At 40.3% G+C, this 26,564-nt stretch carries 27 protein-coding genes, 1 pseudogene and 1 riboswitch; of the genes and pseudogenes, 27 read left to right on the top strand and 1 reads right to left on the bottom strand.

The window, feature by feature from the left end; genetic code table 11:
• Positions 1-57 precede the first annotated feature (57 nt).
• Positions 58-4,017 carry an OmpL47-type beta-barrel domain-containing protein gene (locus TR08_RS12240; protein WP_052427442.1) on the top strand — a complete coding sequence of 1,320 codons (3,960 nt, stop codon included), beginning with the start codon at positions 58-60 and terminating at the stop codon, positions 4,015-4,017.
• 36 nt (positions 4,018-4,053) lie between these two features.
• Here TR08_RS12240 and TR08_RS12235 read toward each other — a convergent pair whose 3' ends face one another.
• Positions 4,054-4,908, bottom strand: coding sequence for a nuclease-related domain-containing protein (locus TR08_RS12235; RefSeq protein WP_274521004.1), 855 nt, complete (start codon positions 4,906-4,908; stop codon positions 4,054-4,056).
• A 362-nt stretch (positions 4,909-5,270) separates the two neighbouring features.
• Between TR08_RS12235 and fliD the strand changes: the two genes are divergently transcribed.
• The 26 genes and pseudogenes from fliD (at position 5,271) to TR08_RS12105 (ending at position 26,507) form a co-directional block, all read left to right on the top strand.
• Positions 5,271-6,836 (top strand): flagellar filament capping protein FliD, encoded by a 1,566-nt coding sequence (fliD, locus tag TR08_RS12230; protein ID WP_045518446.1) that lies wholly within the window; start codon positions 5,271-5,273, stop codon positions 6,834-6,836.
• Between the two features lie 4 nt (positions 6,837-6,840).
• Entirely contained in the window at positions 6,841-7,521 is a 681-nt protein-coding gene (locus TR08_RS30285; protein WP_052427440.1) for a glucosaminidase domain-containing protein, read from the top strand.
• A 48-nt stretch (positions 7,522-7,569) separates the two neighbouring features.
• Positions 7,570-8,598, top strand: coding sequence for a flagellar hook-length control protein FliK (locus tag TR08_RS12220; RefSeq protein ID WP_045518445.1), 1,029 nt, complete (start codon positions 7,570-7,572; stop codon positions 8,596-8,598).
• Positions 8,599-8,612: 14 nt separating this feature from the next.
• A complete protein-coding gene (locus TR08_RS12215) occupies positions 8,613-9,026 on the top strand; it encodes a flagellar hook capping FlgD N-terminal domain-containing protein (RefSeq protein WP_045518444.1) in 414 nt (137 codons plus the stop codon).
• A gap of 14 nt (positions 9,027-9,040) precedes the next feature.
• Positions 9,041-9,841: a flagellar hook-basal body complex protein gene (locus TR08_RS12210; RefSeq protein ID WP_045518443.1), complete on the top strand. Its 801-nt coding sequence runs from the start codon at positions 9,041-9,043 to the stop codon at positions 9,839-9,841.
• Between the two features lie 183 nt (positions 9,842-10,024).
• A riboswitch (cyclic di-GMP riboswitch) is annotated at positions 10,025-10,111 on the top strand.
• A gap of 118 nt (positions 10,112-10,229) precedes the next feature.
• Positions 10,230-11,168, top strand: a complete 939-nt coding sequence (gene fliM, locus TR08_RS12205; RefSeq protein WP_045518442.1) for a flagellar motor switch protein FliM — start codon at positions 10,230-10,232, stop codon at positions 11,166-11,168.
• A gap of 121 nt (positions 11,169-11,289) precedes the next feature.
• Positions 11,290-11,535 (top strand): annotated as a pseudogene (gene fliN / locus TR08_RS12200) (flagellar motor switch protein FliN); the annotation flags it as partial.
• Positions 11,536-11,557: 22 nt separating this feature from the next.
• The gene (locus tag TR08_RS12195) at positions 11,558-11,917 is read left to right on the top strand and encodes a hypothetical protein (protein WP_045518440.1); all 360 of its coding nucleotides are present in this window, start codon (positions 11,558-11,560) and stop codon (positions 11,915-11,917) included.
• Between the two features lie 16 nt (positions 11,918-11,933).
• On the top strand, positions 11,934-12,296 hold the full coding sequence (gene fliS, locus TR08_RS12190) for a flagellar export chaperone FliS (protein WP_045518654.1): 363 nt from the start codon (positions 11,934-11,936) through the stop codon (positions 12,294-12,296).
• A 30-nt stretch (positions 12,297-12,326) separates the two neighbouring features.
• Positions 12,327-12,710, top strand: a complete 384-nt coding sequence (flgB, locus tag TR08_RS12185) for a flagellar basal body rod protein FlgB (protein WP_045518439.1) — start codon at positions 12,327-12,329, stop codon at positions 12,708-12,710.
• A gap of 8 nt (positions 12,711-12,718) precedes the next feature.
• Entirely contained in the window at positions 12,719-13,153 is a 435-nt protein-coding gene (gene flgC, locus TR08_RS12180) for a flagellar basal body rod protein FlgC (protein ID WP_045518438.1), read from the top strand.
• A gap of 15 nt (positions 13,154-13,168) precedes the next feature.
• Positions 13,169-13,465 (top strand): flagellar hook-basal body complex protein FliE, encoded by a 297-nt coding sequence (gene fliE / locus TR08_RS12175; RefSeq protein ID WP_045518437.1) that lies wholly within the window; start codon positions 13,169-13,171, stop codon positions 13,463-13,465.
• A 31-nt stretch (positions 13,466-13,496) separates the two neighbouring features.
• Positions 13,497-15,083 carry a flagellar basal-body MS-ring/collar protein FliF gene (fliF, locus tag TR08_RS12170; protein WP_045518436.1) on the top strand — a complete coding sequence of 529 codons (1,587 nt, stop codon included), beginning with the start codon at positions 13,497-13,499 and terminating at the stop codon, positions 15,081-15,083.
• 18 nt (positions 15,084-15,101) lie between these two features.
• Positions 15,102-16,103: a flagellar motor switch protein FliG gene (fliG, locus tag TR08_RS12165; RefSeq protein ID WP_045518435.1), complete on the top strand. Its 1,002-nt coding sequence runs from the start codon at positions 15,102-15,104 to the stop codon at positions 16,101-16,103.
• Positions 16,093-16,839, top strand: a complete 747-nt coding sequence (locus TR08_RS12160; RefSeq protein WP_052427439.1) for a FliH/SctL family protein — start codon at positions 16,093-16,095, stop codon at positions 16,837-16,839. The genes fliG and TR08_RS12160 overlap by 11 nt, the downstream gene beginning before the upstream one ends.
• A 25-nt stretch (positions 16,840-16,864) precedes the next feature.
• Complete coding sequence (gene fliI / locus TR08_RS12155) at positions 16,865-18,160, top strand: flagellar protein export ATPase FliI (RefSeq protein ID WP_045518650.1); 1,296 nt, start codon at positions 16,865-16,867, stop codon at positions 18,158-18,160.
• Complete coding sequence (fliJ, locus tag TR08_RS12150) at positions 18,157-18,603, top strand: flagellar export protein FliJ (RefSeq protein ID WP_045518434.1); 447 nt, start codon at positions 18,157-18,159, stop codon at positions 18,601-18,603. Before fliI ends, fliJ begins: the two co-directional genes overlap by 4 nt.
• Positions 18,604-18,631: 28 nt before the next feature.
• Positions 18,632-18,979 (top strand): flagellar motor switch protein FliN, encoded by a 348-nt coding sequence (gene fliN / locus TR08_RS12145; RefSeq protein WP_045518433.1) that lies wholly within the window; start codon positions 18,632-18,634, stop codon positions 18,977-18,979.
• A 13-nt stretch (positions 18,980-18,992) separates the two neighbouring features.
• Positions 18,993-19,577 (top strand): flagellar biosynthetic protein FliO, encoded by a 585-nt coding sequence (locus TR08_RS12140; protein WP_045518432.1) that lies wholly within the window; start codon positions 18,993-18,995, stop codon positions 19,575-19,577.
• Positions 19,574-20,326: a flagellar type III secretion system pore protein FliP gene (fliP, locus tag TR08_RS12135; protein WP_045518431.1), complete on the top strand. Its 753-nt coding sequence runs from the start codon at positions 19,574-19,576 to the stop codon at positions 20,324-20,326. Before TR08_RS12140 ends, fliP begins: the two co-directional genes overlap by 4 nt.
• Positions 20,327-20,337: 11 nt before the next feature.
• On the top strand, positions 20,338-20,607 hold the full coding sequence (gene fliQ / locus TR08_RS12130) for a flagellar biosynthesis protein FliQ (protein ID WP_045518430.1): 270 nt from the start codon (positions 20,338-20,340) through the stop codon (positions 20,605-20,607).
• A 4-nt stretch (positions 20,608-20,611) separates the two neighbouring features.
• Positions 20,612-21,385: a flagellar biosynthetic protein FliR gene (fliR, locus tag TR08_RS31915; RefSeq protein WP_045518429.1), complete on the top strand. Its 774-nt coding sequence runs from the start codon at positions 20,612-20,614 to the stop codon at positions 21,383-21,385.
• A 3-nt stretch (positions 21,386-21,388) separates the two neighbouring features.
• Positions 21,389-22,471: a flagellar biosynthesis protein FlhB gene (gene flhB, locus TR08_RS31910; RefSeq protein ID WP_045518428.1), complete on the top strand. Its 1,083-nt coding sequence runs from the start codon at positions 21,389-21,391 to the stop codon at positions 22,469-22,471.
• 13 nt (positions 22,472-22,484) lie between these two features.
• Positions 22,485-24,515, top strand: a complete 2,031-nt coding sequence (gene flhA, locus TR08_RS12115; RefSeq protein ID WP_045518427.1) for a flagellar biosynthesis protein FlhA — start codon at positions 22,485-22,487, stop codon at positions 24,513-24,515.
• The gene (flhF, locus tag TR08_RS12110; RefSeq protein WP_045518426.1) at positions 24,512-25,678 is read left to right on the top strand and encodes a flagellar biosynthesis protein FlhF; all 1,167 of its coding nucleotides are present in this window, start codon (positions 24,512-24,514) and stop codon (positions 25,676-25,678) included. The genes flhA and flhF overlap by 4 nt, the downstream gene beginning before the upstream one ends.
• Positions 25,638-26,507, top strand: coding sequence for a MinD/ParA family protein (locus TR08_RS12105; RefSeq protein ID WP_045518425.1), 870 nt, complete (start codon positions 25,638-25,640; stop codon positions 26,505-26,507). The genes flhF and TR08_RS12105 overlap by 41 nt, the downstream gene beginning before the upstream one ends.
• Positions 26,508-26,564 lie beyond the last annotated feature (57 nt).

Raw genomic sequence — 26,564 nt, 5'->3', positions numbered from 1 at the left:
TTAAGGGAACTTAAATCTCTTTTTTAAAACTATTTTTATAAAAGGAGGGGAGTTTTATTGAGAAAAATTAAAACACTCCCAATCATTGTTAGCTTCATACTGATCGTTCAACTATTCTTTCCTATTATAGGTGTGTTGGCTGCAGAGGCACAGGCGCCTGCTAATCTAAAAATCTATGAACGTTATCCAGGCAGTGCTGTGATCGAATGGGATGCTGTGCCTTACAGCTCCGGATATAAAGTCTATAGAATGGACGGTGATACGAAAACGCTGACGTCACAACCAACTACTAACAAAGCGTTTATATCCTTAAAAGAGGGAACCTATTCATTCGCTGTTTCATCCATTGTAAGTGGATCGGAATCACCCCTCTCTCAACCAGTTTCTATTGAGATCATTTATCCAGAGATGCAAGCACCAGGTAATATTCAATCAAAGGTAGAAAGATTTTATGATGTAACATTGAGCTGGGACACGGCAAGCTATGTTCATTATTATAAAATCTATCGCGTGGTGGATGGAGTCAGGAGCTTAGTCACTACCACAGAGAAGACCACTCACGCTTTTACTACCTTACCTGAAGGATACTATGTATACGAGGTAACCACGTATAATAGTATTTTTGGAGAATCCGAACAAGCCTCCCGTGTTGAAATGGATATTGTATATCCAGATATGGCGGCCCCTGTTAATCTGAATTATACCGTGGCAAATGGTAATGACGTCACCTTAAGCTGGGATCGCTCTAACCATGCGAATAAATATAATATTTATAAGGTTGAAGATAACAAGAGAACGCTCGTAACTTCCACCACTAATTTAAATGTAACACTTACCAATGTACCAGAAGGAAACCATCTTTATGAAGTAACGTCCTACAGTTATACCTTTAAGGAATCAGAAAATGCTGCTGGTATTGAGATAAATCTAGTCCATCCAGATGTAAAGGCTCCTGGGAATTTAAATTTATCGATCACAAATGGAAATGATGGAACTTTAAGCTGGAGTAAAGTAGATTATGCTACTAATTACAAGGTTTATCAGATCATAGATGGGTCAAGGGTATTACTTAAACAGACAACCTATCCGCAGCTGAGTTTACCCAATATGGTAGAAGGAAACTATATTTACGAAGTAACTGCATATAGTGACCGTTTTGGTGAATCATTGGGAGCTAGGCTGGAACAACAAGTGACCCATCCAGATATGCAAAAGCCTGAAGGATTTACAGGCACTGTCTTAAATGTAGATACTCTTTATTTAAAATGGAACAAATCAGAATATGCAACAAGCTATAAGCTGTACCAGGTAATAAATGGCGAGCGAAAATTTGTTTCTGACATTAACAATACCTATACGGCGATTAACAATTTACCGGAAGGTGACTATGTGTATGAAATCACCTCTTATAGTGATCGCTTTGGTGAATCCGCACAGTCTTCTCGAGTAGAAGCTGCCATTGTTTATCCTGAATTATTGGCACCTATCGTGCAAGCATACGTGAATCAGGAAGCCAAGTCTGTTGCTCTATGGTGGGATGTGGTAGACTTTGCAACTTCTTACGATGTATACCAAGTAGTGAATGGAGTACGTACGCTAGTCCAACCTACACCGAATACCCGTATCGTTTTTAACAATATGCCTTATGGCAGCTATACCTATGAGGTAATCGCACATAGTAAGTATGGAGATTCACCATTTTCAAACCAAGTTACTGCTAATGTTGAACCAGTATTAGAGGCTCCAACGAATCCAAAGGGAACAGTAAATGGTGACGATGTTGATCTTAGCTGGGATCCTGTTAAGGATGCAGATTCCTATAATGTCTACGAAGAAGTTGATGGAGAGCGAGTTCTTGTCGGGAATACGAATGACCCCGAATTAGCACTAGAAGATCAGGAACCAGGAGAACATACTTATATCATCGTTCCGGTTTCTCCAACAGGTAAAGAATCCAACGAATCCACCTCGGTAACAGTCGATGTCGAGCAATCTGATACAATAGCGCCTATAACTGTATCAAATGTAGTGGATACGTGGAATCGCGAGGAAGCATCTGTAGAATTAACCGCAACAGATGATTTAAGTGGAGTTGCAAAGACATTCTATTCAATTAACGGTTCTGATTTTGTTGAAGGTACTAGTTTTGTTGTTAGTGAAGCGGGAGTTTCTACTGTTTCATTCTACAGTGTAGATAACGCGGGCAATGTAGAAGAAGTGAAAATAGTGGAAGTGAAAATTGATGAAGCTCCTCCAGTTACTACATCGAACGTAACGGACCAGTGGTTGAAGGAATCTTTCCTTGTAAAATTAACGGCCACGGATGATCTAAGCGGGGTTAAAAAAACATACTACTCTGTAAATGGTTCTGAATATGTTAGAGGGGCGACAGCTTTTGTAAGTGATCCAGGAGTGAATACAGTTTCCTTCTTCAGCGTGGACAACGCAGGTAATATAGAAGAAGTAAAAACAGTTGCAGTAAAAATTGATAAAACTGCTCCGGTGACGACCTCGAATATTATTGACCAGTGGAATCAAGGGGAAGTAGCAGTAGAATTAACGGCAACCGACAATCTAAGCGGTGTGGCGAAAACCTTCTATTCTATTAACGGATCAGAATTCGTAGAAGGAACAACGTTTACTGTTAATGAGGTAGTAGGTGAAGTATCTTTCTACAGTGAAGACAACGCAGGAAATGTAGAAGAAGTGACAACAGTCAAAGTGAAAATTGATACAGTTGCTCCAGAGACTGTCTCGAATGTTTCAGATAAGTGGAATCAGGGGGAAGTAACAGTTGAATTAACGGCAACTGACGATCTAAGTGGTGTAGCGAAAACCTTCTATTCTATTAACGACTCAGAGTATGTTAAAGGAACAACGTTTTCGGTTAATGGAGAAGGTGTAAATAAAGTATCATTCTACAGTGTTGACAATGCAGGCAATGTAGAAGACGTAAAAATTGTAGAAGTGAAGATTGATACTACAGCTCCAGAAACAACATCAAATGTTACTGACCAATGGAATCAAGGGGAAGTAGCAGTCCAACTAACTGCAACTGATGACCTAAGCGGAGTAGCGAAAACCTTCTATTCTATTAACGACTCAGAATTCGTGGAAGGAACAGCGTTTACCGTTAATGAAAAAGGTGAAAATAAAGTATCATTCTACAGCGTAGACAACGCAGGGAACGTAGAAAACGTGAAAACAGTAGAAGTGAAGATTGATACTGCAGCTCCAGAGACCTCATCAAATGTTACTGACCAATGGAATCAAGGGGAAGTGGCAGTCCAACTAACTGCAACTGATGACCTAAGCGGAGTAGCGAAAACCTTCTATTCTATTAACGGCTCAGAATTCGTGGAAGGAACAGTGTTTACGGTTACGAAAGAAGGCATCAATAAAGTATCTTTCTACAGTGTTGATGCTGCTGGAAATGTAGAAGAAGTGAAAACAGCCGAAGTGAAGATTGATAAAACCGCACCAACCGTTTCTATTGATATTGAAGTTGAACAGGAGCTTGGCTCAACTTTCTCACCTGATTACCTTGCTGCAGATAACCTGTCAGGGATAGCTATTGAAGAGGTTACGTTTAACGGGAAAACCTATCAAAAAGGAGATCTAATCGTCCTTGATGAACCAGGTGCGTACAAGCTTCTCGTTACTGTAACGGATGCTGCCGGGTGGACAACTCAAGTAGAGAAGGAATTCCTAGTTTCTATTCCTGTAACTCTTGAGGTATTGCCGAAAGTGATTAAAGGAAACAAAGGAATCTTTACGGTAAAAGCAATATTACCGAAAGAATTGCAATCATCCACCTTTGATGTTTCTAGTGTCACGCTTAATGGTGTAGAAGCTGATCCGAAAAATAATGGATTGCAAAAGCAAGCAGAAAAAGGACATTTCAAATTTGAGCGGGAAGACTTTGATTGGAAAAAAGGCGAAGTTACCCTAGAATTACGTGGTTATTTAGATAATGGTTATTTAGTTGTTGCAAAGAAAACAGTGGAAGTAAAATAATCTTGGTGGCCCTAGGAATCCCTAGGGCCATTTTTCCTAGGAGTCTGATAGAAAATAAAACCTGTCTTTATTGAAACCAGAATGGGAAAGATTCATTGTAGATAGTAAGTAGTTGGCGATAAAGGGGGAAGAAAGATGAAGAAACTCACAGCACTTTCGATTAGAAATTTTAGAGTCTAACAGAAATAAATAATCATAAATCGCTTGGACATGTGCATCTTTGGACTTCCAGCCGCATTTTGGACAAATCCAGGAACCGTGTTTTCTTAGCATTCCAAAAGAGAAACAAGTTTTGCACTGAACGCCGGTTATCACTTTTGATGGAGATATATTGTAGAACTTTAGCGGGTCATAGCATTTTGTTGTGTGGTATTTTACTAGATTCTTGCATAATTTTTTTATTTCTTTTGATCCTAATTTTTCATCAAGATAAAACTTTCTAAGTAACTCAATCCTTTCAACGAGCTCGAATGCAAAACAAACATTTCGACTAATTTGAGCACGGTTGGCTCCAGCCTCTAAAATGGTCGATGGCTTGCTGAAAACGACAAGATTTATAATTGGAAGATCAGATATCCCCCAGCCTGCCATTAATTTTTTTAAATGTCTTTGGTGGATGCCTGCTTGTGCGATGGGATCTTGATAGGCTTTCAAAATATCGTTTTTTCTTTGAATAATCTGGCGGAAATCTTCGTTAAAGGAGATGCTGCCGGAGATGTTTTTAATTTCTAAGTGGAGAGCAAAATAGTGGGTCAGAATAAGGGAATCAATTTGAAAATGGGAATGTCCAGAAGGATAGCGGAGGTCATGAAAAATATAATAATCTTTTTCGGGCAATTCGCGTAAATAGTAATCGGAAATTAATTCCCCGCGATAACCAGCCCATTTTATCGCTAAATCGGCTTCAATTTCTGGCCTTTTTGGATGGTTTTTACTTATTCTTCGTAGGACCGCCTCATTTTTTATGATCTCGATAGGTTTTGAGCGTTCTTTTACAATCAGTTTAATCTACTCCTTTCATTATATCTACATAATAATTCGCTTTTCAGTAGAAAACTCCTTTTTTAAAAAAATATCAGGAATAATTTTTATATATCAGGAAAAATATCATTTTATCAGGAAAAAATTCAAAATATCAGGAATAATCCCAACTATATCAGGAAACCGCTCCTTTTTTTCAAAAACCCCCTCTCCTTTTTCCCATCACCTGCCGATACTACTATAGAGATTATATTTATGTGAGGTGATTAGCAGTGGATTATTCCTCTATCACTAGGTTAACAGGGTTTGCTTCTGGTATGGATACAGACACTATTGTTAAAAAGCTGATGAATGCCGAGAGTATCTCGCTTAATAAACTGAAACAAAACCAACAAAAGCAAACATGGTTAAGTGATACATATCGGCAATGGAATGCTGATTTGTTAGCGTTTCGGTCGAATACGATTTTAAATATGAGTCTATCAAAAACCTATAATACGTTTGATGTTACTTCAAGCCAAGAGAATTCTGTTTCAGCCACAGCTTCAGGCACCTCCTTAGCAGGTACCTATTCTGTTTCGGTGAAACAATTAGCAGGTTCAGCCACTTTTACTGGAGATAAAGTAAGCTTAGATCCAACAAAGACACTTGGAAATTCTGTTCAAGGGACAGGGCAACTAACAGCGGATACTTCGATTGCTATCAATGTATATAATGACCCGGAAAATCCAGCATCCCTTCAATCGGTCACCATCGATGTTAAAACGACAGATACGATCAACGATGTAGTGGCAAAGATAAATGGTGCAAAGGATAGTACGGGGAAAAGCTTAGGACTGCAGGCTTTTTATGATCCAACGCTACAGCAATTTACGTTAAAAACAAAGGAAACTGGAGCAGGCACCAAAATTGACCTAAGTATGAATACAAGTGCTGAGAGTCAGGTCTTCTTAAAAAATACACTTGGTCTAAACACAACAAACTTAGTTGCAACAGGTCAAAATGCCAATGTCATTTTTAATGGAAATGAAATTACTACCTTAACATCAAATAATGCGACCATTATGGGGATTAATTTTTCTTTTAAAAGTCCAACGCTAGATGCAAACGGCAGTGTAACGGCAAGCACGGTTACTGTTTCGCAAAACATCGACGGAGTCATGAAAAATGTTAAAGAATTTGTTGATCAATATAATGGATTACTAGAAAAAATTAATAAGGCGGTAAGTGACCCTGTTTATAGGGATTACCTGCCTCTTTTGGAAGATCAGAAAAGTGAGATGAGTGAGAAACAAATTGAAATGTGGGAGGAAAAAGCGAAAAGCGGCCTGTTACGCAGTGATAGTATTCTAACTGGATTGGCTGTAAAAATGCGGAGTGCGATGACTTCTATTGTCGATAATGGCAGTTCCTACAACTCACTTTCGTCAATCGGGATTTCATCTAAAAGCTATCAGGACAAAGGCAAACTTTATTTGGATGAGACAAAATTAAGAGAGGCCATTCAAGCGGATCCTGATGCAGTTGAAAAACTGTTTTCACAACTTGGAGATCCGAGTAAAGGGACAAGTGGTATCATTAATCAAATTTCCGAGACCATACAGAACGGGATTAAAGAGTTGACTAATAAAGCGGGTTATACAGGAAATAGCCAGTATGATCAAAGTGTCATTGGAAAGGTATTATCGAACACGCAAACGGATATTACTCGCCAAACTGAGAAGCTGTATCGGAAAGAGGCACAATATTATCGCCAATTTGCAGCAATGGAGCAGGCAATGGCTCGGTTTAATTCACAAAGCTCTTGGTTATCCCAGCAAATGGGCGGAGGTATGTAGGCTTATGAATATTGGATCATTGTCTAGTAATTGGCTACTTCAAAAAAACATTATGGATACTTCGCGCCTCGGGGAAAGGAATCTTTCGAATCTATCAGGTCTAACTAGCAATTCATTCGAGCAATTGCTTGAACAAGTATTGTTGCAAACCGAATTGAATCAGAAATCTTCTAATAATCCAGATATTTCATCTCTGCTCTTGACTAGTTTGAATTCGTTTGTTTCTCAGACAGGAGTAGGAACACTACCAAATACATCCATTACTCCTGTAACGACAGGTGGGGACGAACTTAATCCCCATCTCAAGGGAGTTTTGCAGAATACAGGACACCTTTTTGCAGAGGCTGGTAAAAAGTATGACATTGATCCTGCTCTTCTGGCGGCTATCTCAATCCATGAAACGGGTAACGGATCTTCTAACGCGGCTCGCTTTAAATTTAATGTGACTGGCATGATGGGGAAAAACGGTTTAAAAACCTATTCATCCATTCAAGAGAGCATTTTTGATATGGCCCGTAACCTTCGTCAAAACTATTTAGATCAAGGGAAATTAACCATTGCTCAAATTGGGGCCAAATATGCTCCAATCGGTGCGAACAATGACCCCAATCAACTAAATAATCACTGGGTAACCGGTGTTCAGCGATACTTTGATACCTTAACAACAGGAAGTAATCTCGCTTAATGGGTACCATTATGCAAAGGAAAGATTAGGAATAGTAGGTGGCAGAACGTGATTCAGCTTTCAGGAATACAAATTAACGGCATTAATCAAACAGGCAAAATGGCAGCGAAAGAGGGAGAACAGGCTACTGGTTTTGATACGTTGTTGCAACTTATTGGGCAAACGGAAGAAGAAGATGCAGAGTCTCTGGGATTGGTTAACCAGCCTCTTATTCAACAGCAGAATCCTTTAATGGAACCTGTTCTCAAGTATATGTCATTAGAAATTCCCCCCTTTGCACAGGCGCATGGTGCACCGATATTAGCGAAACAAGTAGTAAATTCCCCTGTGTCTGAATCGTTCGTAAAAGAACCGTTGACATCAGCTGGAAAAACAGGAGAAATACAGCCGGACGCTGCAACATTTTTCCATGTAACAGATGTAACTGGAACAGCTATAGAGGAAAAGGTTAAAGGATTAGAAGGATTGATCCAAAATACTGAGGATTCTGGGCAAAATGAATCGCAGAATGCTGTCCAAACCAGCAAAAACTCTCCGGCGGATTTTTTTAACATGGTCAATTCAACGCCGACAAATCAGCCGATTATTTCAAGTGAGAAGGTAATACCTACTATTCAAACAGTAAACGCTAACCAATTTGATCAAGAAGTGGCGAAGTTTTTGATATCGTCGATAAATGTAACAGGAATGGAAGATGGAATGGAGGCTGCATTTACTCTTGCACCTGAGCATTTAGGAAAGGTCGATGTTAAGGTAACGATTCAGGATGGACAGTTGACAGCTGAATTTCTTACCAGTACGCCCTTAGGAAAGGAATTGCTTGAATCGCATGTCCAAGCGTTACGCTCAGCACTAGAAACACAAGGTTTGCAAGTAGGAAAGATCGATATTACACAGCAAACCTCCACCAGTTTAAACTTTATGGGAGCATTCTCTCAAAAGGGAGATTCGAATGGAAGACCGGGTCAGCAGGATTCACGAAAGCGCAGTGAACCAGTTCGGTTGTCAACACAAGATGAGTATCGCGATTACATAACAGAAACTGGATGGGTTTCACAAATCAATACAACCGTGTAAGGGAGGAAGAAATTATGACATCCATCAATACGATTAATTCCTATTCAGCAGCAACAACGAGCGCTCTGCCTAAGCAGGAGTTGGGAAAAGAGGCATTTTTAAAAATATTGGTTACACAGCTTCAGCAACAAGACCCAACGCAACCGCAAAAGGACGGAGAATTTGTGGCGCAAATGGCACAATTAAGCGTATTAGAGCAGCTTTCAAATTTGAATAACTCGCTGACAGTCTACTTGAATTCAAGCAATAACCTAAGTCAATATTCTTATGTCCTTGGGAATAAGGTCACCTGGACAAACCCAGAAACCAATGAGCAAGAGAGCGGAACTGTTACGGGGGTTAATTATAAGAATAATCAAGTTTACTTTAAAATCGGTGATCAAGAAATTCTATCAAGTTCAATCCATTCGATGGAAATGAATCAATAAGAGGAGGACAAACCATGCTTCGTTCATTAAATTCAGGTGTATCCGGACTAAAAGGTTTTCAAACAAAATTAGATGTTATTGGTAACAATATCGCGAACGTTAATACAGTAGGTTTTAAAAAGGGCAGAGTTGTATTTGAAGATATCTTCAGTCAGACGGTTAAGGCTGCATCTGGTCCTACAGCCACCTCTGGTGGTACCAATTCGATTCAAGTTGGCTTAGGGACAAGAGTTGGCAGCATTGATACGATTCACACACCGGGGAGTCCTACGACCACGTATATTGGTACAGACCTCTATATGGATGGAGACGGATTTTTTGTGGTTGAGAATGCTGCTGGAGAACAATTTTTAACACGAGCAGGAAACTTTAGAGTGGATAGCAGCAATCAATTGGTGAATCAGAACGGAATGTTTGTATTAGATAGTACTGGGACGCCGATTACGATCTCAGATACATATATCTCGTTTGCGATTGATGCAAATGGATCGATTATAGGTGTGAATCCTGATGGAACAAGTGTTGATACTGGTACTAAGATTGGAACAGTAGCAGTTGATAATCCTAGCGGGTTAAATAAAGCAGGCGGTTCACTCTATTCTTTAACACCTAATGCTGACTCCCTTCCTATGGCTACGCTGCTCGCAAATGGAAGTAATACGCAAATTATCTCAGGGACGCTTGAAATGTCAAATGTTGATTTATCTGAAGAAATGACCGATATGATTACTGCCCAGCGTGGATTCCAGGCAAATGCCAAAATCATCACCGTTTCCGATTCGATATTAGAAGAATTAGTGAATTTAAAAAGGTAATAATGGAGAGAATATCATTCGCGATATTCTCTCTTTTTTTACATATTTTGACAAAGTTATTTAGCTAATGTTAAATTTCTGTAAACATTCGATTTGATTCGTCATTTTGTGGGGGTATTCTACAAAATATATTTGAAAATTAATAATTGTAATGTTATGCTTTTTTAGTACTTAATATAAAAAAATCGAAAAAGGCAAATCTGAGGAAACTCAGAGACGCAAAGCTATAGGGGCTAAATTGTGGAAACAGTATGCCAGCCAGTTACCGAAATATAGATTGTCCTTATCTATTAGTTTATTTATCTATGGACGAGACTATTCTTCGGAGTGGTCTCGTCTTTTTTGTTGTTTTTTTATCAGTCAATTCGGAAGGGAGAGGGGTGATTGAATGGATTATCGTGTTTCAAATTCCCAAATTGGCGGTACCTCTACCAATTTGAAAGTATATGATTTTAAAAAAGCATTGCGGTTATCGATGGAGCAGGTGCGGGTGCTGACGAGAATCCATGAGAACTTTGCTTATCAGCTTGCATCCTTTATTTCATCTGAGTTACGTTCGTTTGTCCAAGTAGAGGTCACTACGGTGGAACAAATGCTGTATGAGGAATTTATTAACCAGCTGCCGGACACCACGATTTTAAGTGTGTTTGAATCAGGTGAACAAGGGATCCGAATGGCGATGGATATAAAGCCTGAAATGGCTTTTGTGATGATTGATCGACTATTAGGCGGCAAAGGAACTGCGGAGGGATGGGGGCGGTCTGCCTTAACTCCCATTGAAGCCAACGTATTAAAGCGTCTATTGGAGGGTGTCGTTCAAATCCTGCGGAAAGCCTGGAGTGATATTATGGTGCTCCCGCTCAAGTTTTTAAACATGGAAACAAATCCGCAGTTTTTACAATTGGGAATCCCGACGGAGACGGTCATCGTCATCGCTTTCCACCTAACAGTTGGAAAAGTGGAAGAAACCATGCATCTTTGTATTCCATACATATTGTTAGAACCGTTTATTCCCAAGTTATCCTCTCATAATTGGTACGGTCATGGAAAATGGGTAAAAAACAAGGAAGAAAGTGAATTTTTACAAGAACGGATTGAGCATTTAATTGTTCCGGTTATAACAGAGTTAGGAAGAGCGACGATTACGATGGAAGAAATTCTTGGGTTAAATGTAAATGATGTCATTCAATTAAACCAGTTGGTGGATGAGCCTCTGCAAGTAAGGGTTAATGAAGAAATGAAGTTCTTAGCCCACCCGGGAACTAAGAAGTCCAGAGTTGCCGTTAAGATTGAGCACTTGATAGAAGGAGAAGGCAAAAATGGTTGAAAAGGGGAAACTCACACAAGATGAAATGGATGCACTTCTTGGAAACAGCAAACAGAGTGTAATCAATGAACAGTTTCAATTTACGGAGCTTGCGTCGGATGATGTTGGGCAAAGCCTAAATGAAAAAATGAATTTGGACCTCCTATTAGATATTCCCTTAGAGATTGTTGTGGAGTTGGGAAGAACTAAAAAGAAAATTAGCGAAGTTCTTGAATTAACCAGTGGGTCGATTGTCGAATTAGACAAGATGGCTGGAGAACCCGTTGATGTGTATGTGAACAACAAGTTGATTGCAAAAGGTGAAGTTATTGTTATTGAAGAGCACTTCGGAGTAAGAATAAAGGAAATTTGCCAATCTCCTTTATGACAATCATTAGGGTGAGGAAAAGATGATAGAGGAAAAAGAAACGCAGTTGAAGCAATATTTTGAGCTATCGAAGGCGATATTGCACGCTTTGCATAGAGGGGAAGAGGAAAAGGTACCCGGTTTGATCGAACAGAGGGAAGTTTGTATTTCTACTATTAATAAGTTGGATGCTCAAGCTGGAATAGTCCTCATGAATGAAATAATTCAAGTGCAGCTAACCGAACTTACAGCTCTTGAAAAGGAAATTCAAAACCAGATGCAACAAACGATGAAACAACTGTCCAAACGTGTTCGTTACGCACAAAATGAACAATACCTTAGAAGTCAGTATGAAGATCGGGTCACGGTGTCAAAGGGAGTTTTTTATGACAGTAAGAAGTAAAGGAGGAGCTAAAAAGATGATAAATCCAAATGAAATCTACCAAAGAAATCAAATCATGATGGCAAAACCAGAAGAGCTGACATTCATGCTCTATAATGGCGGCGTGAAGTTTCTGAATCAGGCAAAGCTGGCGATTGAGAAAAAAGATCCAGCGAAGGCACATTCTTTGATTATGAAAACCCAAGAAATTATTACGGAACTCATGGTGACGTTAAACATGGAGATTGAAGCATCAAACTCTCTTTTTTCTCTCTATGATTATATGAAACAAAGATTGATTGAAGCGAATATGACGAAAGACATCGAGATTCTTAAGGAAATAGAGGGAATGTTTCAGGAGTTAAAAACAACTTGGGCACAAGCGATGAAATCATTGTAGTTTAAAAGATTTTTAAAAGTGGGTGAAAAAATGAATCAGATGATTGGGATTATGTCGAGAGCTTTAGATGCCTCATCTTTACGTCAAAAGTCCATTTCAAATAATATCGCCAATGTAAATACCCCTTATTTTAAACCTACGAAGGTATCCTTTGAGGAATTGCTGCAGCAAGAAGTAAAGAGTCAGTTTATTGGGAACCGCACGAATGCAAAGCATGTCCTGATCGGAGAAACATCTCGACTTCCTTCTCCTAAGCTTGAACAGGAAAATACCGTTTTCCAAAACAGCGGTAATGGTGTGGATTTAGATTATGAAATGACGAAGCTAAGTGAAAATACCATTTGGTATCAATCGTTAACATATGGATTGAATGAAGAGTTTAATTTATTAAAAACATCGATTAGGGCGAGGTGATCAGAAAAATGTCGATATTTCAATCTCTTTCGATTAGCGGATCTGCTTTAACAGCCAATCGTTTAAAGTTAGATGTCGTTTCCTCTAATATTGCGAATGCGAACACGACAAGAGGGCAATTTGTTAACGGAGAATGGGTCCCATATCGCAGAAAAATGGTAGAAGTGACCGCAAACCAGACCTCATCGTTTGCCAATTATCTGCAGAGAGAACTCTCTGGAGTCCAAGTAAATAAAATCGTAGAAGATACAAGTCCGTTTCAGGCAGTGTATGATCCCTCGAACCCTGATAGCAATGAGCAAGGCTATGTGATGATGCCGAATGTAGATGTAACAAAGGAAATGGTCGATTTAATGGCAGCATCACGTGCCTACGAAGCCAATATAACAGCGTTTAATGCAGGCAAATCGATGCTGGTGAAAGCTCTTGAGATTGGAAGATAAGGTGGGAAATAGACGATGAACATATCAAATATTCAAGCGTTTACGAATAGTTTACCAACGATTAATAAGACTCAAAGTCCGACGGATTCTTCTTCCTCTTTTGGGTCGATATTGAAACAGTATATCCAGGAAGCAAATGGTGCGGTGAAAGACTTTGAATCGAAGTCTCTATCGCTGGCAAAAGGGGAAGCCATTAATTTACACGATGTCACCATTGCCGCACAAAAAGCAAGTATTGCCGTATCACTAACGACACAAGTACGAGACAAAGCGGTTGAAGCCTATCAAGAAATGATGAGAATGCAAATCTAGTAAAATTTACAGATGAAATAGTGGAGTGAGCATGAATCAACAAATACGTGACTTTAAAGAAAAATACATATATTTTTGGAATTCGGTCAGTAAAAAAAGAAAGTTTCTATTTATTGGAATTTTTATCACCATCATAGTAGCTTTGTCTCTCTCTATCTTTTTTCTATCAAGATCCACTTATGTCCCATTATTCACAAATGAGATGAGTCAAAAGGAAATTGGCGATATCAAAGCAGAATTGGATCAAGAAGGCTATACCGGTTATAAACTGGATCGTAACGGGACAACGATTCTGGTGCCACAGGAAGATGTTGATAATTTATTAGTTTCATTGGCTTCAAAAGGTCTTCCCGAAACAGGCACCATCAGTTTTTTTGATATGACAAAGGATTTGCAGTTTGGGGCAACGGATCGTCAGTTGGATGCAATGGAAAAAGAGGCGCTTCAAGGAGAAGTGGCCGATCTGCTGCGGCATGTCGAAGGGGTAAAAAATGCTGCTGTTGTGATCACAACTCCTCAGAAAAGCTTGTTTGTCCAACCGGGTGAGAAGGATCAAGCCTCAGCCTCCGCAGTCATTGAACTGGAGCCGGGATATGAATTAGAACCAAAGGAAATTCAGGTTTTATATCATTTAGTTTCAAAGAGTGTTCCGAACCTGCCTAAAGAAAATATTGTGATGACGGACCAGGGTGGGCAAGGATTGGATCTGCCGGAACAATTGACGGGTGCATTAGATAACTATGACCAGCAACGGAAGATTCAGAAAGATATTGAAGCGGATATTCAAAAAGATCTGCAACAGATACTCGGAACGATTATGGGTCATAACAAAGTCCTCGTTCAAGCCTTTGTACGCCTAAATTTTGATCAAGTGAAAACGCGAGAGGATTTAGTAGAACCAGCAGCTGAAAATGAAGGCATTGCCGTCAGCGTCGAGGAGATATCGAAAAAATACAGTGGTAAAGATATGGCTGCCGGTGTGGATGGAACCGGAGAAACGGATATTGCCGGATATGCAGGTACGAACCCATCTCAAGAAAATACTTCTGAAGAATTAGAAAAACGTGTGAACTATGAAGTGAATCGAATTACAAATGAGATTGTTCAGAGTCCTTATAAAATTGAGGATTTGACCATCAATGTCGGTGTGGAACCCCCTGATCCAGAGAAACCTGCATCCTTAACACAGGATACGAAAGATAGTATTCAACAAATACTTTCAAATGTGGTTCAAACAGCATTAAGTTCAAATCCCGCTTTAACCGATCAAGATATACAATCACGAATTACTGTGTTCTCTCAGGAATTTAATGGGAAAGCAGAAATGCCGCAAATAGAGGAGGAATCCAGTATCCTCCCAGCAGGGGCTTGGTGGAAGTATGCCCTTATTGGTGCTGGCGGATTGGTTTTATTAATTGTCCTATTCACTTTAGTGCGCCGGAGAAAATCAAAAGAGGAAGAGGAGGATCCATTTCCTATTTTTCAAGAAGCACCGGTTAAGCCTGTTGAGTTGAAGGAAGATGAAAAAGTCGCCATTAAAAAGCAAGTGGAAGAAATGGCTATGCAACAGCCCGAAGAATTTGTTGGACTGCTGCGAAATTGGCTTTCAAGGGATTAGGGTTAAGGGAGCGATCAGATGGAACAGTATACAAACACACAAAAGGCAGCAATATTATTGCTTTCCGTCGGACCGGATGTTTCTGCGGGGATTATGAAACATTTAGAAGAGAATGAAATAGAGAGTATCACAAAGGAAATTACCGAATTGCGCAGGGTTACCTCCGATGTAAAAGAGAAGATCATAAGGGAATTTCATCAACTGGCCATCGACTCCAATATCGTTTCGTATGGAGGAATTGATACGGCAACAGAATTATTAAAACGCACCTTTGGTCCAGATAAAGCCGCAGGTTTTCTCAAACGGATGGGCAATCGGACCAATAACAGACCATTTCAGTTTATCCAGCAGGTCGAGCAATCACAAATTTTTCTTTTACTTCAATATGAAAATGCTCAAACTGTTGCCTTGGTTTTATCCTACTTAGATGCAGAAAAGGCAGCAGCGACACTTTCCACCTTTCCACCGGAAAGACAAATTGAAATTGCGAAGCGGATTGCGATGATGGACACCGCGTCACCGGAAATTATTCATCAAGTTGAGCAGGTTTTACAAGAAAAATTAACGATGACAAGCTCTCAAAAGCACGAAGCACAAAAAGGAATTGATAGTATTGTCAGTATTTTAAGCAGTGTGGACCGCGGAACGGAAAAAAATATTCTTGAAACATTGGAGAGTCAGGATCCTGAATTAGCCAATGAAATCAAACAAAGGATGTTTGTGTTCGATGATATTGCCTATCTTGATAATCGCTCCGTTCAGCGGATTCTAATGGATGTCCAAAATCAAGACCTGTATCTGGCATTAAGAATGACAACACAGGGTGTAAAAGATGCGGTTTATCGAAACATTTCAAAACGACGCGAAGAGGGTCTTGAAGAATTGTTGAACTCTAATGAACAAGTTCGTGTGAAAGATGTGGAAGATGCACAAGGCAGAATTGTAACGGTCATTCGTAAATTAGAGGAAGACGGTGTCATCATCATTTCTCGAAATGGGGAAGAGAATCGTGTCATCTAGACTCGTAAAATCATTTAATGTCGTAGCACAAAATGGTCAAAAAGTTGTCGGTGTACCTACACGAGAGCAAATGTTGGCGGAAGATATGCCGCCGTCGCCATTTGTTGATCTTGAGAAAGAAGAATTACTGTTGGAGTTAGCGCAGAAAAAGGAACGTGCACAACAAGAATTAAACGAGTGGCGAACAAGAGAAGAGGAAAGTTTTCGTTCACAGTTGGAAGAAGAAAAACGGCGGGGGTATGCAGAAGGCTATCAGCTTGGAATCGAGGATGGCATTCAGCATGCAAAGGAACAGTATCAAATCCATTTGCAAAAAGCAGCGGATATATTAGAGCAAGCGTATCAAGAAAAAGCTGCTATTATTCAAGAGGCTGACCCGTTTGTGATTGAATTGACGATGGCAATTGCCCAAAAGGTGATACAACAAGAATTGAAAACTCATCCTGACGCTTTACTCCATATTATTAAACAGACGCTATCATCTGTTTACGAGACCGACTCTATTTCAATTGGTGTGGCTCCTGAAGATTTCTCATTTGTTCAAAAGCAGAGAGAGCAATTACTCGCCATGGACAACGGACAGGTAGAGATAAAAGTTTTCCCAGATTATTCAATCCAGCAGGGTGGTTGCATTATTCGAACCTCATCTGGCAGTGTGGATGCGAGAATTGATGTACAGCTAAGTGAAATCAAAAAAGTGCTGCTTGCTTATCAACAGGGGGATTCGCGTGAGTAAATGGAATAGTAAATCCTATCTCGATATGCTAGAAACCATTAATCCAATCAAAATGAATGGAAAAGTAACACAGGTGATTGGTTTAACCATTGAGTCTCAAGGTCCTGATGTGAAACTGGGAGATATCTGTCATATCTTTTCCCCGCAGCAGCAGAAACCAATCAAAGCAGAAGTGGTAGGATTTCGTAATCATAAAGTTTTATTGATGCCGCTCGGAGAACTTCAATCGATTGCACCTGGTTGTGATGTTGTATCAACGGGAAAACCGTTAACTGTTAAGGTAGGAATGGACCTTTTAGGTAAAGTGCTGGATGGACTTGGGAATCCGATGGACGGAAGTACACTTCCAGCGGGACTCCTTACAGCTGGAACGGATAATCTCCCTCCGAACCCCTTAACTAGACCGAGGATTACAGAACCATTGAGTGTAGGTGTTCGAACGATTGACGGGCTTTTAACCGTTGGAAAAGGACAAAGGGTAGGGGTCTTTGCAGGCAGCGGTGTAGGGAAAAGTACCCTTCTTGGCATGATTGCCAGGAACACAGAAGCAGATGTCAATGTCATCGGATTAATTGGTGAACGTGGCCGGGAAGTATTGGATTTCATTGAACGGGATTTAGGTGAGGAAGGGTTGAAAAAGTCGGTTGTTGTCGCAGCCACTTCAGATCAGCCGGCGCTGATTCGAATCAAAGGAGCAATGATTGCTACTGCCATTGCTGAGTTTTTCCGTGACCAAGGGATGAATGTCAATTTAATGCTGGATTCTGTCACGCGTTATGCGATGGCACAAAGGGAAATCGGTTTGGCGATTGGTGAACCTCCAGCAACGAAAGGATACACACCCTCCGTGTTTGCTTTGCTGCCGCGATTATTGGAGAGGGCAGGAACGAATGCAAATGGCAGTATTACTGCTTTTTATACGGTATTGGTAGATGGGGACGATATGAATGAACCGATTTCCGATACAGTTCGCGGGATTTTGGATGGTCATATCGTCTTAGACCGGAACCTTGCTCGAAAAGGAGTTTATCCGGCGATTGATGTTTTATCGAGTGTAAGCCGAGTGATGAGTGAGATTGTGACTCGTGAACATTTACAAGCAGCGGAGATACTAAAGCAGCATAAAAGTGTGTATCAAAATGCCGAGGATTTAATTCAAATTGGGGCTTACAAGAGGGGAACGGACCGGGAGATTGACCGGGCTGTGGATGTGAAGGAATGGATTGATCAATTTGTGAAGCAAGGGACAAATGAATCCCCATCGATAGAATCTACCATTGAACAACTGCTAACTAAATTTGGGGAGGATGGACGACTGTGACCTTTCAATTTTCATATATTCATATTTTAAACCTTAAGGAAAAGGAAAAAGAGCAAGCTTTAGTAGAGTTGGGGCAGATTGGGAGGAAAAAGGAAGTTATCAAGGAAGAACATCGGTCCTTGGATCAGAAAAGAAACCTATTTTTACAACAGGTGGAAACGGGAAAAGGGACTGCCTCCATTGCAGATATCCAACAACGAAATGAGTATCTTACGTATTTAAACAGAAAAATGTCTAGGTTAGAAGAACAGATCAATCTGATTGATAAAGAAATCGAAGTTAAGAAACTAAATCTATTAGATAAGCAAAAAGATGAAAAAACATGGAGTCATTTGCGTGACAAATCGTTTGAGAAATATGTCCAGAAACAGAAAAAAATCGAGCAGGATCTGATGGATGAAATGGCTGCAATTCGCCATTTTCATCAACGTCTATCCATGTAGAACCCTCTTTTGAAAGGAGCGGACAAACGTGAAGGAACAGAAGACCAGATCGTATGGAGCAGTTCAATCGGTGCTGTTTTCACCACTTCCAGACCAGGCACCCGCAGCTGCCGAAAAAAAACAAATACAACTATTAACGGATGTGTCTCTTCAAGTCTCTTTTGAACTGGGAAGATCCAAAAAAACGGTTCGCGAAATTCTTCAACTGCAAAAGGGTTCGGTTATTGGCTTAAATAAACTAGCAGGAGAATACGTGGATGTGCTGGTTAATAAACATTCGATTGCTGTCGGCGAGGTAGTTGTCATGGATGACAAATTTGCTATCAGGATTACAGATGTGATCCCCGATCAGGAAAGAGAGAAAAAAATCAAGTGAGAGGGACAGTCTTGTGTGTACATGGAAAAAATGGATTAGAATACTAACGATCAGTCTGCTAGTTTCCCTTTTACCACTAACGGTCGCTAAAGCAAAAGAGGGAACCGTGTATGAACAATTCGAAAAAGAATCACCGGCAGATCAATCGGAAGCTAAAGCAAATCCCGAACCCGCAAAGGCTTCTGTGGTACCTTATGCGTTAAAATTTATCGGTTCTTTCCTGTTAATCTTGTTCCTTCTTTTTATCGTACTAAAATACCTATCTAAGAAAACGAAGATGTACTCTGGAGGGGGTCCGTTTCATGCACTGGGCGGGCATTCACTCGGTAATAATCGATCCTTACAAATGGTGATGGTGGGAGATACCTTATACCTATTAGGTGTGGGGGAAGATGTGAATCTCATTCGAACCATCCCTCCTGGTGAAGAACAAAGAAGGCTTCTCGAATCAGCTGCGGAAAAACCAATTGACACGGTAACAAAATGGGGGTCTCAACTTAAGAAGACCTCACAGGAAAAGTGGGATGAACTTCTCTTAAAGCAATTAAAAGAAGTGAAATCCGACTCTGACCAACAAAAAAGGGGGGAGAATGGATGAAAAAACTAATCCTTCTTACACCTTTACTCTTATTTTTAGGACATGATCCTGTTTTTGCTGAAATCGATACAACTTCCATTCCAGGGATTCAATTTAATATGGGAGAATCGGACGATTTAGAGGGCACTGCCTTATCGATTAAGTTAATCCTCCTGCTCACGATTTTATCGGTAGCTCCTAGTATTCTACTATTAATGACCTCGTTTACGAGGATTGCGATTGTTCTATCCTTTGTCCGGACGGCACTTGGGACGCAGCAAATGCCGCCGACTCAAGTCATTATGGGGCTGAGTATCATCTTAACCTTTTTTGTCATGGGACCGACCTTTCAAGAGGTGAACCAACAAGCTCTTCAGCCTTTTCTAGATGGAAAGATGAATCAGGAAGACGCGTTGGACAAAGGCGTTGCTCCTATGAAAGAGTTTATGGCAAAGCAAACCCGTGAAAGTGATTTAAAGCTCTTTCTAGAATACAGAAACACGAAAAACATCCAATCGATTGAAGATATTCCGCTAACCGCATTGGTTCCGGCCTTTGCGATTAGTGAGCTTAAAACAGCTTTCCAAATGGGTTTTTTAATCTTTATCCCTTTTATTATTATCGACATGATTGTCGCAAGTGTTCTGATGGCAATGGGGATGATGATGGTGCCGCCTTCGCTCATTTCACTGCCCTTTAAAATTCTCTTATTTATTTTAGTAGATGGATGGAACTTGGTCGTGCAATCTTTGTTCGTAAGCTTTAAATAAGGAGTAACTTTATGACACCAGACAGCATTATGGGGCTTGCGCAAAGCTCGATCTATTTAACCATCCTCGTTTTGGCCCCTGTTTTAGGAGTTGCCTTGGCGGTCGGATTAATTATTAGTATTTTCCAAGCGATTACGCAAATTCAAGAACAGACTCTGGCTTTCGCACCGAAAATTATTGCCGTATTTGTCAGTTTACTGTTTTTTGGACCATGGATGCTCACTCATCTTGTGGATTACACCAGGAATATCCTGTCCAACCTAACACGTTTTATAGGGTAATAGGATGAATATCTTAACTCTTTTGCCGTTATTTTTGTTAGTGTTTGTTCGCTTAACTTGCTTCTTTGTGACAGCGCCGTTATGGATGGAGCGGCAAATTCCTGCGCCATTTAAATGGGGGAGTGCTTTTTTTATCAGTTTGCTAGTGGTTGGCTTGATTCAGCCTGAACAGATGATTGAAATGGATTCTACTTTTATTCTGCTTGTTTTAAAAGAAGTCCTTGTAGGTCTATGCTTAGGATTTTTCACAAATCTTTTGTTGTATGCCGTTCAGCTGGCCGGAGGCTTTATCGACTTGCAGAGTGGTTTTGCGATGGCGACGATGTTTAATCCACAAACCGGAATCCAAGAGAATCTTACAGGAAGATATTTCTACATTTTGGCGATGTTATTTTTTTTGTCGATTGACGGTCATCATATCCTGATTAGAGGAGTATTAACAAGTTACAATTGGATTCCCATTGATGGCTGGCTGCCTTCTGGAGTTTCGGAAAACCTGGTTCAATTATCGCTAATGATTGTGAAAGACATGTTCTGGATAGCGATTTTAATAGCTGCACCGATTGTTGCTACGATTTTCTTGGTGGATATTGCGCTTGGGATTTTAGCCAAGACAGTACCACAAATGAATCTTTTTGTTGTCGGAATTCCGGTCAAAATGGTTGTTCATTTTATCGTGTTATTTATATTCATACCGGTCTTTATAATCGTAATGGAAAAGCTCGTTCAGACGATGATTCACTCCTTAGAACAAATGCTAAAGATACTAGGGGCTTAAACGATGTACCTTACATTAGATTTACAGCTATTTGCTGAGAAAACTGAAAAAGCTACGCCTCAAAAAAAGCAAGAAGCAAGGAAAAAAGGACAGGTAGCCAAAAGTGCCGATTTATCAAATGCTGTTGTCCTATTATGTTCTTTTTCTTTCCTGTCCTTTTACGGGGAGCAGATGGCTGATCGATTCTTAATTATGTATCGGCAAAGTTTCACGGATTGGCTAGTGATGGATTTAACCCAACAATCGATTTCATTGTTATTCGTTACGCTTTTAAAGGATGGTGTGATGATTGCGGGTCCCATTATATTGGCAGCCTGGCTGGGTGGTTATGTGTCTACGTTAGCGCAGGTGGGGTTTCTTGTTTCAGGCGAAGCGATCAAAATGGATCTAAAAAAAATCAATCCGGTTGAAGGTGCAAAGCGCCTTTTTTCGGCAAGAACCTTAGTGGAGTTTGTAAAATCGGTTTTAAAACTAGTGGTGATTTTGACGGTAACAGGAATTTTTCTCTGGCAGCAAAAAAATATGCTCCTCCAAATGCCGCAAATGGAACCGCTAAGGATGATACGATTTATTGGTTCCCTTACGGTGAAGCTGGGAATGGTTATTTCTGCTGTCTACATGGTCATTGGCGTAGCGGATCTGTTTTATCAACGGTTTGATCATGCTAAAAATTTGCGGATGAGTAAACAAGACATTAAAGACGAACATAAAAAATCTGAGGGTGACCCGTTAATTAAACATAAAATCAAGGAAAAACAGCGCCAGATTTCAAGTGCAAGAATGATGCAGGAAATTCCAAATGCCCAGGTAGTGGTGACCAATCCGACTCATTTTGCGGTTGCGATTGCTTATGAGGCGGGGAAAACGAAGGTGCCGGTTGTGATGGCGAAAGGTGCAGATTATTTAGCCCTTAAAATGAGGGAAGTGGCGAAGGAGCATCGGGTGGTCATCATGGAGAACAAACCATTAGCTAGAACATTATATGCAAGTGTTGAGATTGGAGAAGAAATTCCAGAAGAGCTATTTAAAGCAGTAGCGGAAGTGTTGGCTTACGTTTATAAAGTAAAAGGGACTTTAAGCAAGTAGAGGAGGGAAAGAAGTGAGTATAAAAAATCTCGGAGTATTACTCGCCGTCATCATGATCGTCGCGATGATGGTTATCCCATTACCAACGTTACTTTTAGATATATTACTGATCATTAATCTATCGCTCTCGATTATGATTCTATTAATTACAATGAACACTAAAGAACCGCTAGATTTCTCGATCTTTCCTGCACTTCTTTTGCTGACAACTCTCTTTCGTCTTGCCTTGAATGTATCAAGCACCAGGACGATTCTTTCGACAGCTAAAGCTGGAGCCGTAATCGAAACGTTTGGAGATTTTGTCATTGGCGGGAATATGGTTGTTGGATTTATTGTCTTTTTAATTCTGGTGATTATTCAATTTATAGTGATAACGAAGGGATCGGAACGGGTAGCGGAGGTGGCAGCCCGCTTTACATTAGATGCAATGCCTGGAAAACAAATGAGCATTGATGCGGATTTAAATACAGGAATGATCAATGATCAGGAAGCGCGCCTAAGAAGAAGTAAAGTCGAACGAGAAGCGGACTTTTACGGTTCGATGGATGGTGCGAGTAAATTTGTAAAAGGCGATGCGATAGCAGGTATTATTATTCTGATTATTAATATCATAGGTGGATTTATCATTGGAATGACCATGCATGGGATGGATTTTTCACAAGCTATCAATACATTTACGCTATTATCCGTTGGCGATGGTCTGGTGAGTCAGATCCCCGCTCTGTTAATTTCTACGGCAACAGGGATTATGGTAACGAGAGCAGCTTCTGAAGGTAATCTTGGTGATGATTTAACGAAGCAAATGTCTTCATACCCGAGCCTGTTGTATATTGTAGCCGGATGTATTGCATTGCTGGGAGTAGTCACACCAATTGGCATTTTCCTTACATGGGGGATTGCTGGATTGCTGGCATTTGCGGCATATAACATTCAAAATAAACGCACGAAACAGGAAGAAGCGATAGAGAGTACACAAACGGAACAAGAGCTAGAAGAAGTACGCAAGCCGGAAAATGTATTTGCCTTACTAAGAGAGGATCCGATTGAATTTGAATTTGGGATTGGTTTGATTATGCTCGCAGATGTAAATCAAGGCGGGGATTTATTGGATCGGGTTGTGGCGATTCGCCGGCAAATTGCGTTGGATTTGGGATTAGTCGTTCCGGTCATTCGCATTCGTGATAATATCCAGCTCAACCATAATGAGTACGTTATAAAAATAAAAGGGAATGAAGTAGCCAAGGGTGAAATTCTTTTGGATCATTTCTTGATGCTAAATCCTAGTGATGAGGAACATGGAATCGATGGAATTGAAACCGTAGAGCCGACGTTTGGGCTGCCTGCTTTATGGATTACCGAAGACAAGAAAGACGAGGCAGAGCTGTTCGGCTATACCGTAATCGACCCCTCATCGATTGTTAGCACTCATCTTTCAGAAACCATCCGCAAATATGCTCATGAAATTCTAGGACGGGAAGAAACGACACAATTAATTAATCATGTGAAAGAAAACCAGCCATCTTTAGTAGATGAGTTAATTCCGAATATCCTTTCTGTCGGTGATGTTCAGAAGGTGTTACAAAAGCTGTTAAAGGAGAATGTTTCGATCAGAAGCCTTACCTCCATATTCGAAGCACTCGCAGATTATTCGGTCTATACGAAAAATCCTGACATCCTAACGGAATATGTAAGGCAAGCCTTAGCCCGTCAATTAACGTCTCAATATGTACGGAATGGCGTTGTTCACGCGATTCAGGTCGGAGCCGGAATTGAAAAGAAACTAGCAGATTCGATTCAAAGGACAGAACAGGGAGATATTCTTACCATAGACCCGGAATCTTCGAACCAAATGATTCATTCTTTTTCTCAAAAAATTGAGCAAATGTCACAACTGGGAATCCGCCCGATTATCTTAACATCAGCGGGAATTCGGATGTATGTTCGGCAAATGATGGAACGAACATTAGCTGATACCCCAATCCTTTCTTATAACGAGCTGGAACCAAACGTCGAAGTGCAGAGTGTTGGAGTGATAAATATATGATCATTAAAACGTATATTGTCAACAACGTTACAGAAGCATATCCGATGATCTTTCATGATTTAGGGACCGAAGCGTTCATCTTAAATACGAAGCCAATTAAAACAAGAGGATTTTTCGGGTTTTTCGGAAAAAAACAAGTAGAAGTAGTGGCTGCCGCAGATCATTCTGCTAAAAAGCCAACTCACGTGGCAGTGCCAAAAGAAGCTGAAAAAATGATAGAGGAAACACCGGCAAATTGCGAGCCCTTTAACACCCAGCAAGAGGTGCTGAAAGAGTTGTCCGAGGTAAAGGGACTAATTACTTCGATAATAAAGGATGGAATGGCAGCTCAAAGTACCCCAAAGACGTTGGAAAAATGGATTTTGCGCCTTCGGGAACAAGAAGTGGATGAAGAAGTTATCGAGTATATCATTAAAAAACTGAAAATGAGACATGAGAACATTCAAAAACTAACATGCCAAGAAATAGAGCAACTTTTCTTGGAAATGATAGAGCAGCTTTTTGAAGAAGGAAAAGCAAAAGATACAGATTCTACCTCGTTTCTGATTACCTTAGTAGGTCCTACAGGTGTGGGGAAAACGACCACGATTGCCAAGTTAGCGGCAGCCCGTGTTTTTCAACAAAAGCAGAAGGTTGGATTGTTGACGACGGATACATACCGGATAGCAGCTGTGGAGCAGTTAAAAACGTACGCGGGGATTTTGAATATCCCGTTAGAGGTAGTTTCCAATACAGACGATTTGAAAAAATCTATGGAGGCATTGAAAGGCTGCCATATGGTTTTTATGGATAGTGCCGGGCGAAATTATCTAGAGGATGAATATGTAGAAGAAATTAACCAATATTTACGCTATGATGCACCGCAGGAAAATTATTTAGTGCTTAGTATGACAACCCGTTGGAGAGATATGCGGAAGATAGTAGAACAGATGAAATCTGTCCCAATTGACAAGCTTATTTTAACAAAGTGGGATGAAACGAGATACTTCGGAGTTGCTCTTAATATGGTCTATCACTATCCGTATCCATTGTCCTATGTGAGCTTAGGACAGGGAGTTCCTCAGGATATTATGCAGACAGACCCCCTTTTTATGGCAAAAAAGATTCTAGGAGTAGATGAGAATGAAACAGGATCAAGCACACCAATTAAGACAATTATCTAACTCACTAGTTAGCCAGGAGCGGATTTCCCGTGTTGTCACGATTGCCTCGGGTAAGGGCGGTGTGGGGAAATCAAATTTCACCTTATGTTTTGCACTTAGTTTAATGGAGCTCGGAAAAAAAGTAGTAGTGATCGATCTCGATATTGGCATGGCAAATTTAGATATTTTAATGGGGACGACCCCAAAGCATCACTTATGGGATATGATTCGAGAACGGAAAAGCATTTGGAGTGTACTAGAAAAAGGACCGAGCGGGTTGGAATATATTGCGGGGGGTTCTGGATTTCAACAACTTCTTCAATTACAGGATGAGGAGAGACAGTATTTTTTTCAGGAATTAGAAAAACTTCATGGGTATGCCGATATTATTCTGATTGATACTGGTGCAGGCTTAACCGTTGAATCCCAACAATGTCATCTGTCGGCGGATGAGATTATCCTCCTTACAACGCCTGAACCGACAGCGATAGCTGATGCTTATTCGGTAATAAAAATATTACATAGCCAAAATTCCGCGCTATCGTTTCAATTGGTCGTAAATCGGGTTTCGCGCCAAAAAGAAGGAATTGAGGTCGCAAGTAAATTGAAGTTAGCCGTTCAATCGTTTTTAAACAAAGAAATAAAGATCTTTGGAGCGATTCCAGACGACCCTGCAGTTATGCAAGCTGTATTGAAACAAGTTCCATTTTATAACGCTTTTCCACGATCTACAGCGTCATTGACGCTAAAAAATTTAGCTGAAAGATTTGTGGCAGGTACGGCGATGTCACAAGAAAACAAAGGTATTAGAGGGTTTATTCGGAATTTTTCTAGATTGCTAAAGTTATAATGTTTTGTTAGTTTACTCGAAAAACTGCTAGAACAAGTGGAAGCAATGGGAAGGGGA

Origin of the sequence: Neobacillus niacini (assembly GCF_000759675.1) — a bacterium.
GTDB lineage: Bacteria > Bacillota > Bacilli > Bacillales > Cytobacillaceae > Neobacillus > Neobacillus niacini_A.
This window is presented reverse-complemented; position numbering and strand designations above follow the sequence as displayed.

Coding starts and splice junctions, on each gene's coding strand:
- TR08_RS30285 (WP_052427440.1), top strand. CDS start 6,841: ATGAATATTGGATCATTGTCTAGTAATTGGCTACTTCAAAAAAACATT.
- TR08_RS12215 (WP_045518444.1), top strand. CDS start 8,613: ATGACATCCATCAATACGATTAATTCCTATTCAGCAGCAACAACGAGC.
- TR08_RS12210 (WP_045518443.1), top strand. CDS start 9,041: ATGCTTCGTTCATTAAATTCAGGTGTATCCGGACTAAAAGGTTTTCAA.
- fliM (WP_045518442.1), top strand. CDS start 10,230: ATGGATTATCGTGTTTCAAATTCCCAAATTGGCGGTACCTCTACCAAT.
- TR08_RS12195 (WP_045518440.1), top strand. CDS start 11,558: ATGATAGAGGAAAAAGAAACGCAGTTGAAGCAATATTTTGAGCTATCG.
- fliS (WP_045518654.1), top strand. CDS start 11,934: ATGATAAATCCAAATGAAATCTACCAAAGAAATCAAATCATGATGGCA.
- flgB (WP_045518439.1), top strand. CDS start 12,327: ATGAATCAGATGATTGGGATTATGTCGAGAGCTTTAGATGCCTCATCT.
- flgC (WP_045518438.1), top strand. CDS start 12,719: ATGTCGATATTTCAATCTCTTTCGATTAGCGGATCTGCTTTAACAGCC.
- fliE (WP_045518437.1), top strand. CDS start 13,169: ATGAACATATCAAATATTCAAGCGTTTACGAATAGTTTACCAACGATT.
- fliF (WP_045518436.1), top strand. CDS start 13,497: ATGAATCAACAAATACGTGACTTTAAAGAAAAATACATATATTTTTGG.
- fliG (WP_045518435.1), top strand. CDS start 15,102: ATGGAACAGTATACAAACACACAAAAGGCAGCAATATTATTGCTTTCC.
- fliI (WP_045518650.1), top strand. CDS start 16,865: ATGCTAGAAACCATTAATCCAATCAAAATGAATGGAAAAGTAACACAG.
- fliP (WP_045518431.1), top strand. CDS start 19,574: ATGAAAAAACTAATCCTTCTTACACCTTTACTCTTATTTTTAGGACAT.
- fliQ (WP_045518430.1), top strand. CDS start 20,338: ATGACACCAGACAGCATTATGGGGCTTGCGCAAAGCTCGATCTATTTA.
- fliR (WP_045518429.1), top strand. CDS start 20,612: ATGAATATCTTAACTCTTTTGCCGTTATTTTTGTTAGTGTTTGTTCGC.
- flhB (WP_045518428.1), top strand. CDS start 21,389: ATGTACCTTACATTAGATTTACAGCTATTTGCTGAGAAAACTGAAAAA.
- flhF (WP_045518426.1), top strand. CDS start 24,512: ATGATCATTAAAACGTATATTGTCAACAACGTTACAGAAGCATATCCG.
- TR08_RS12105 (WP_045518425.1), top strand. CDS start 25,638: ATGAAACAGGATCAAGCACACCAATTAAGACAATTATCTAACTCACTA.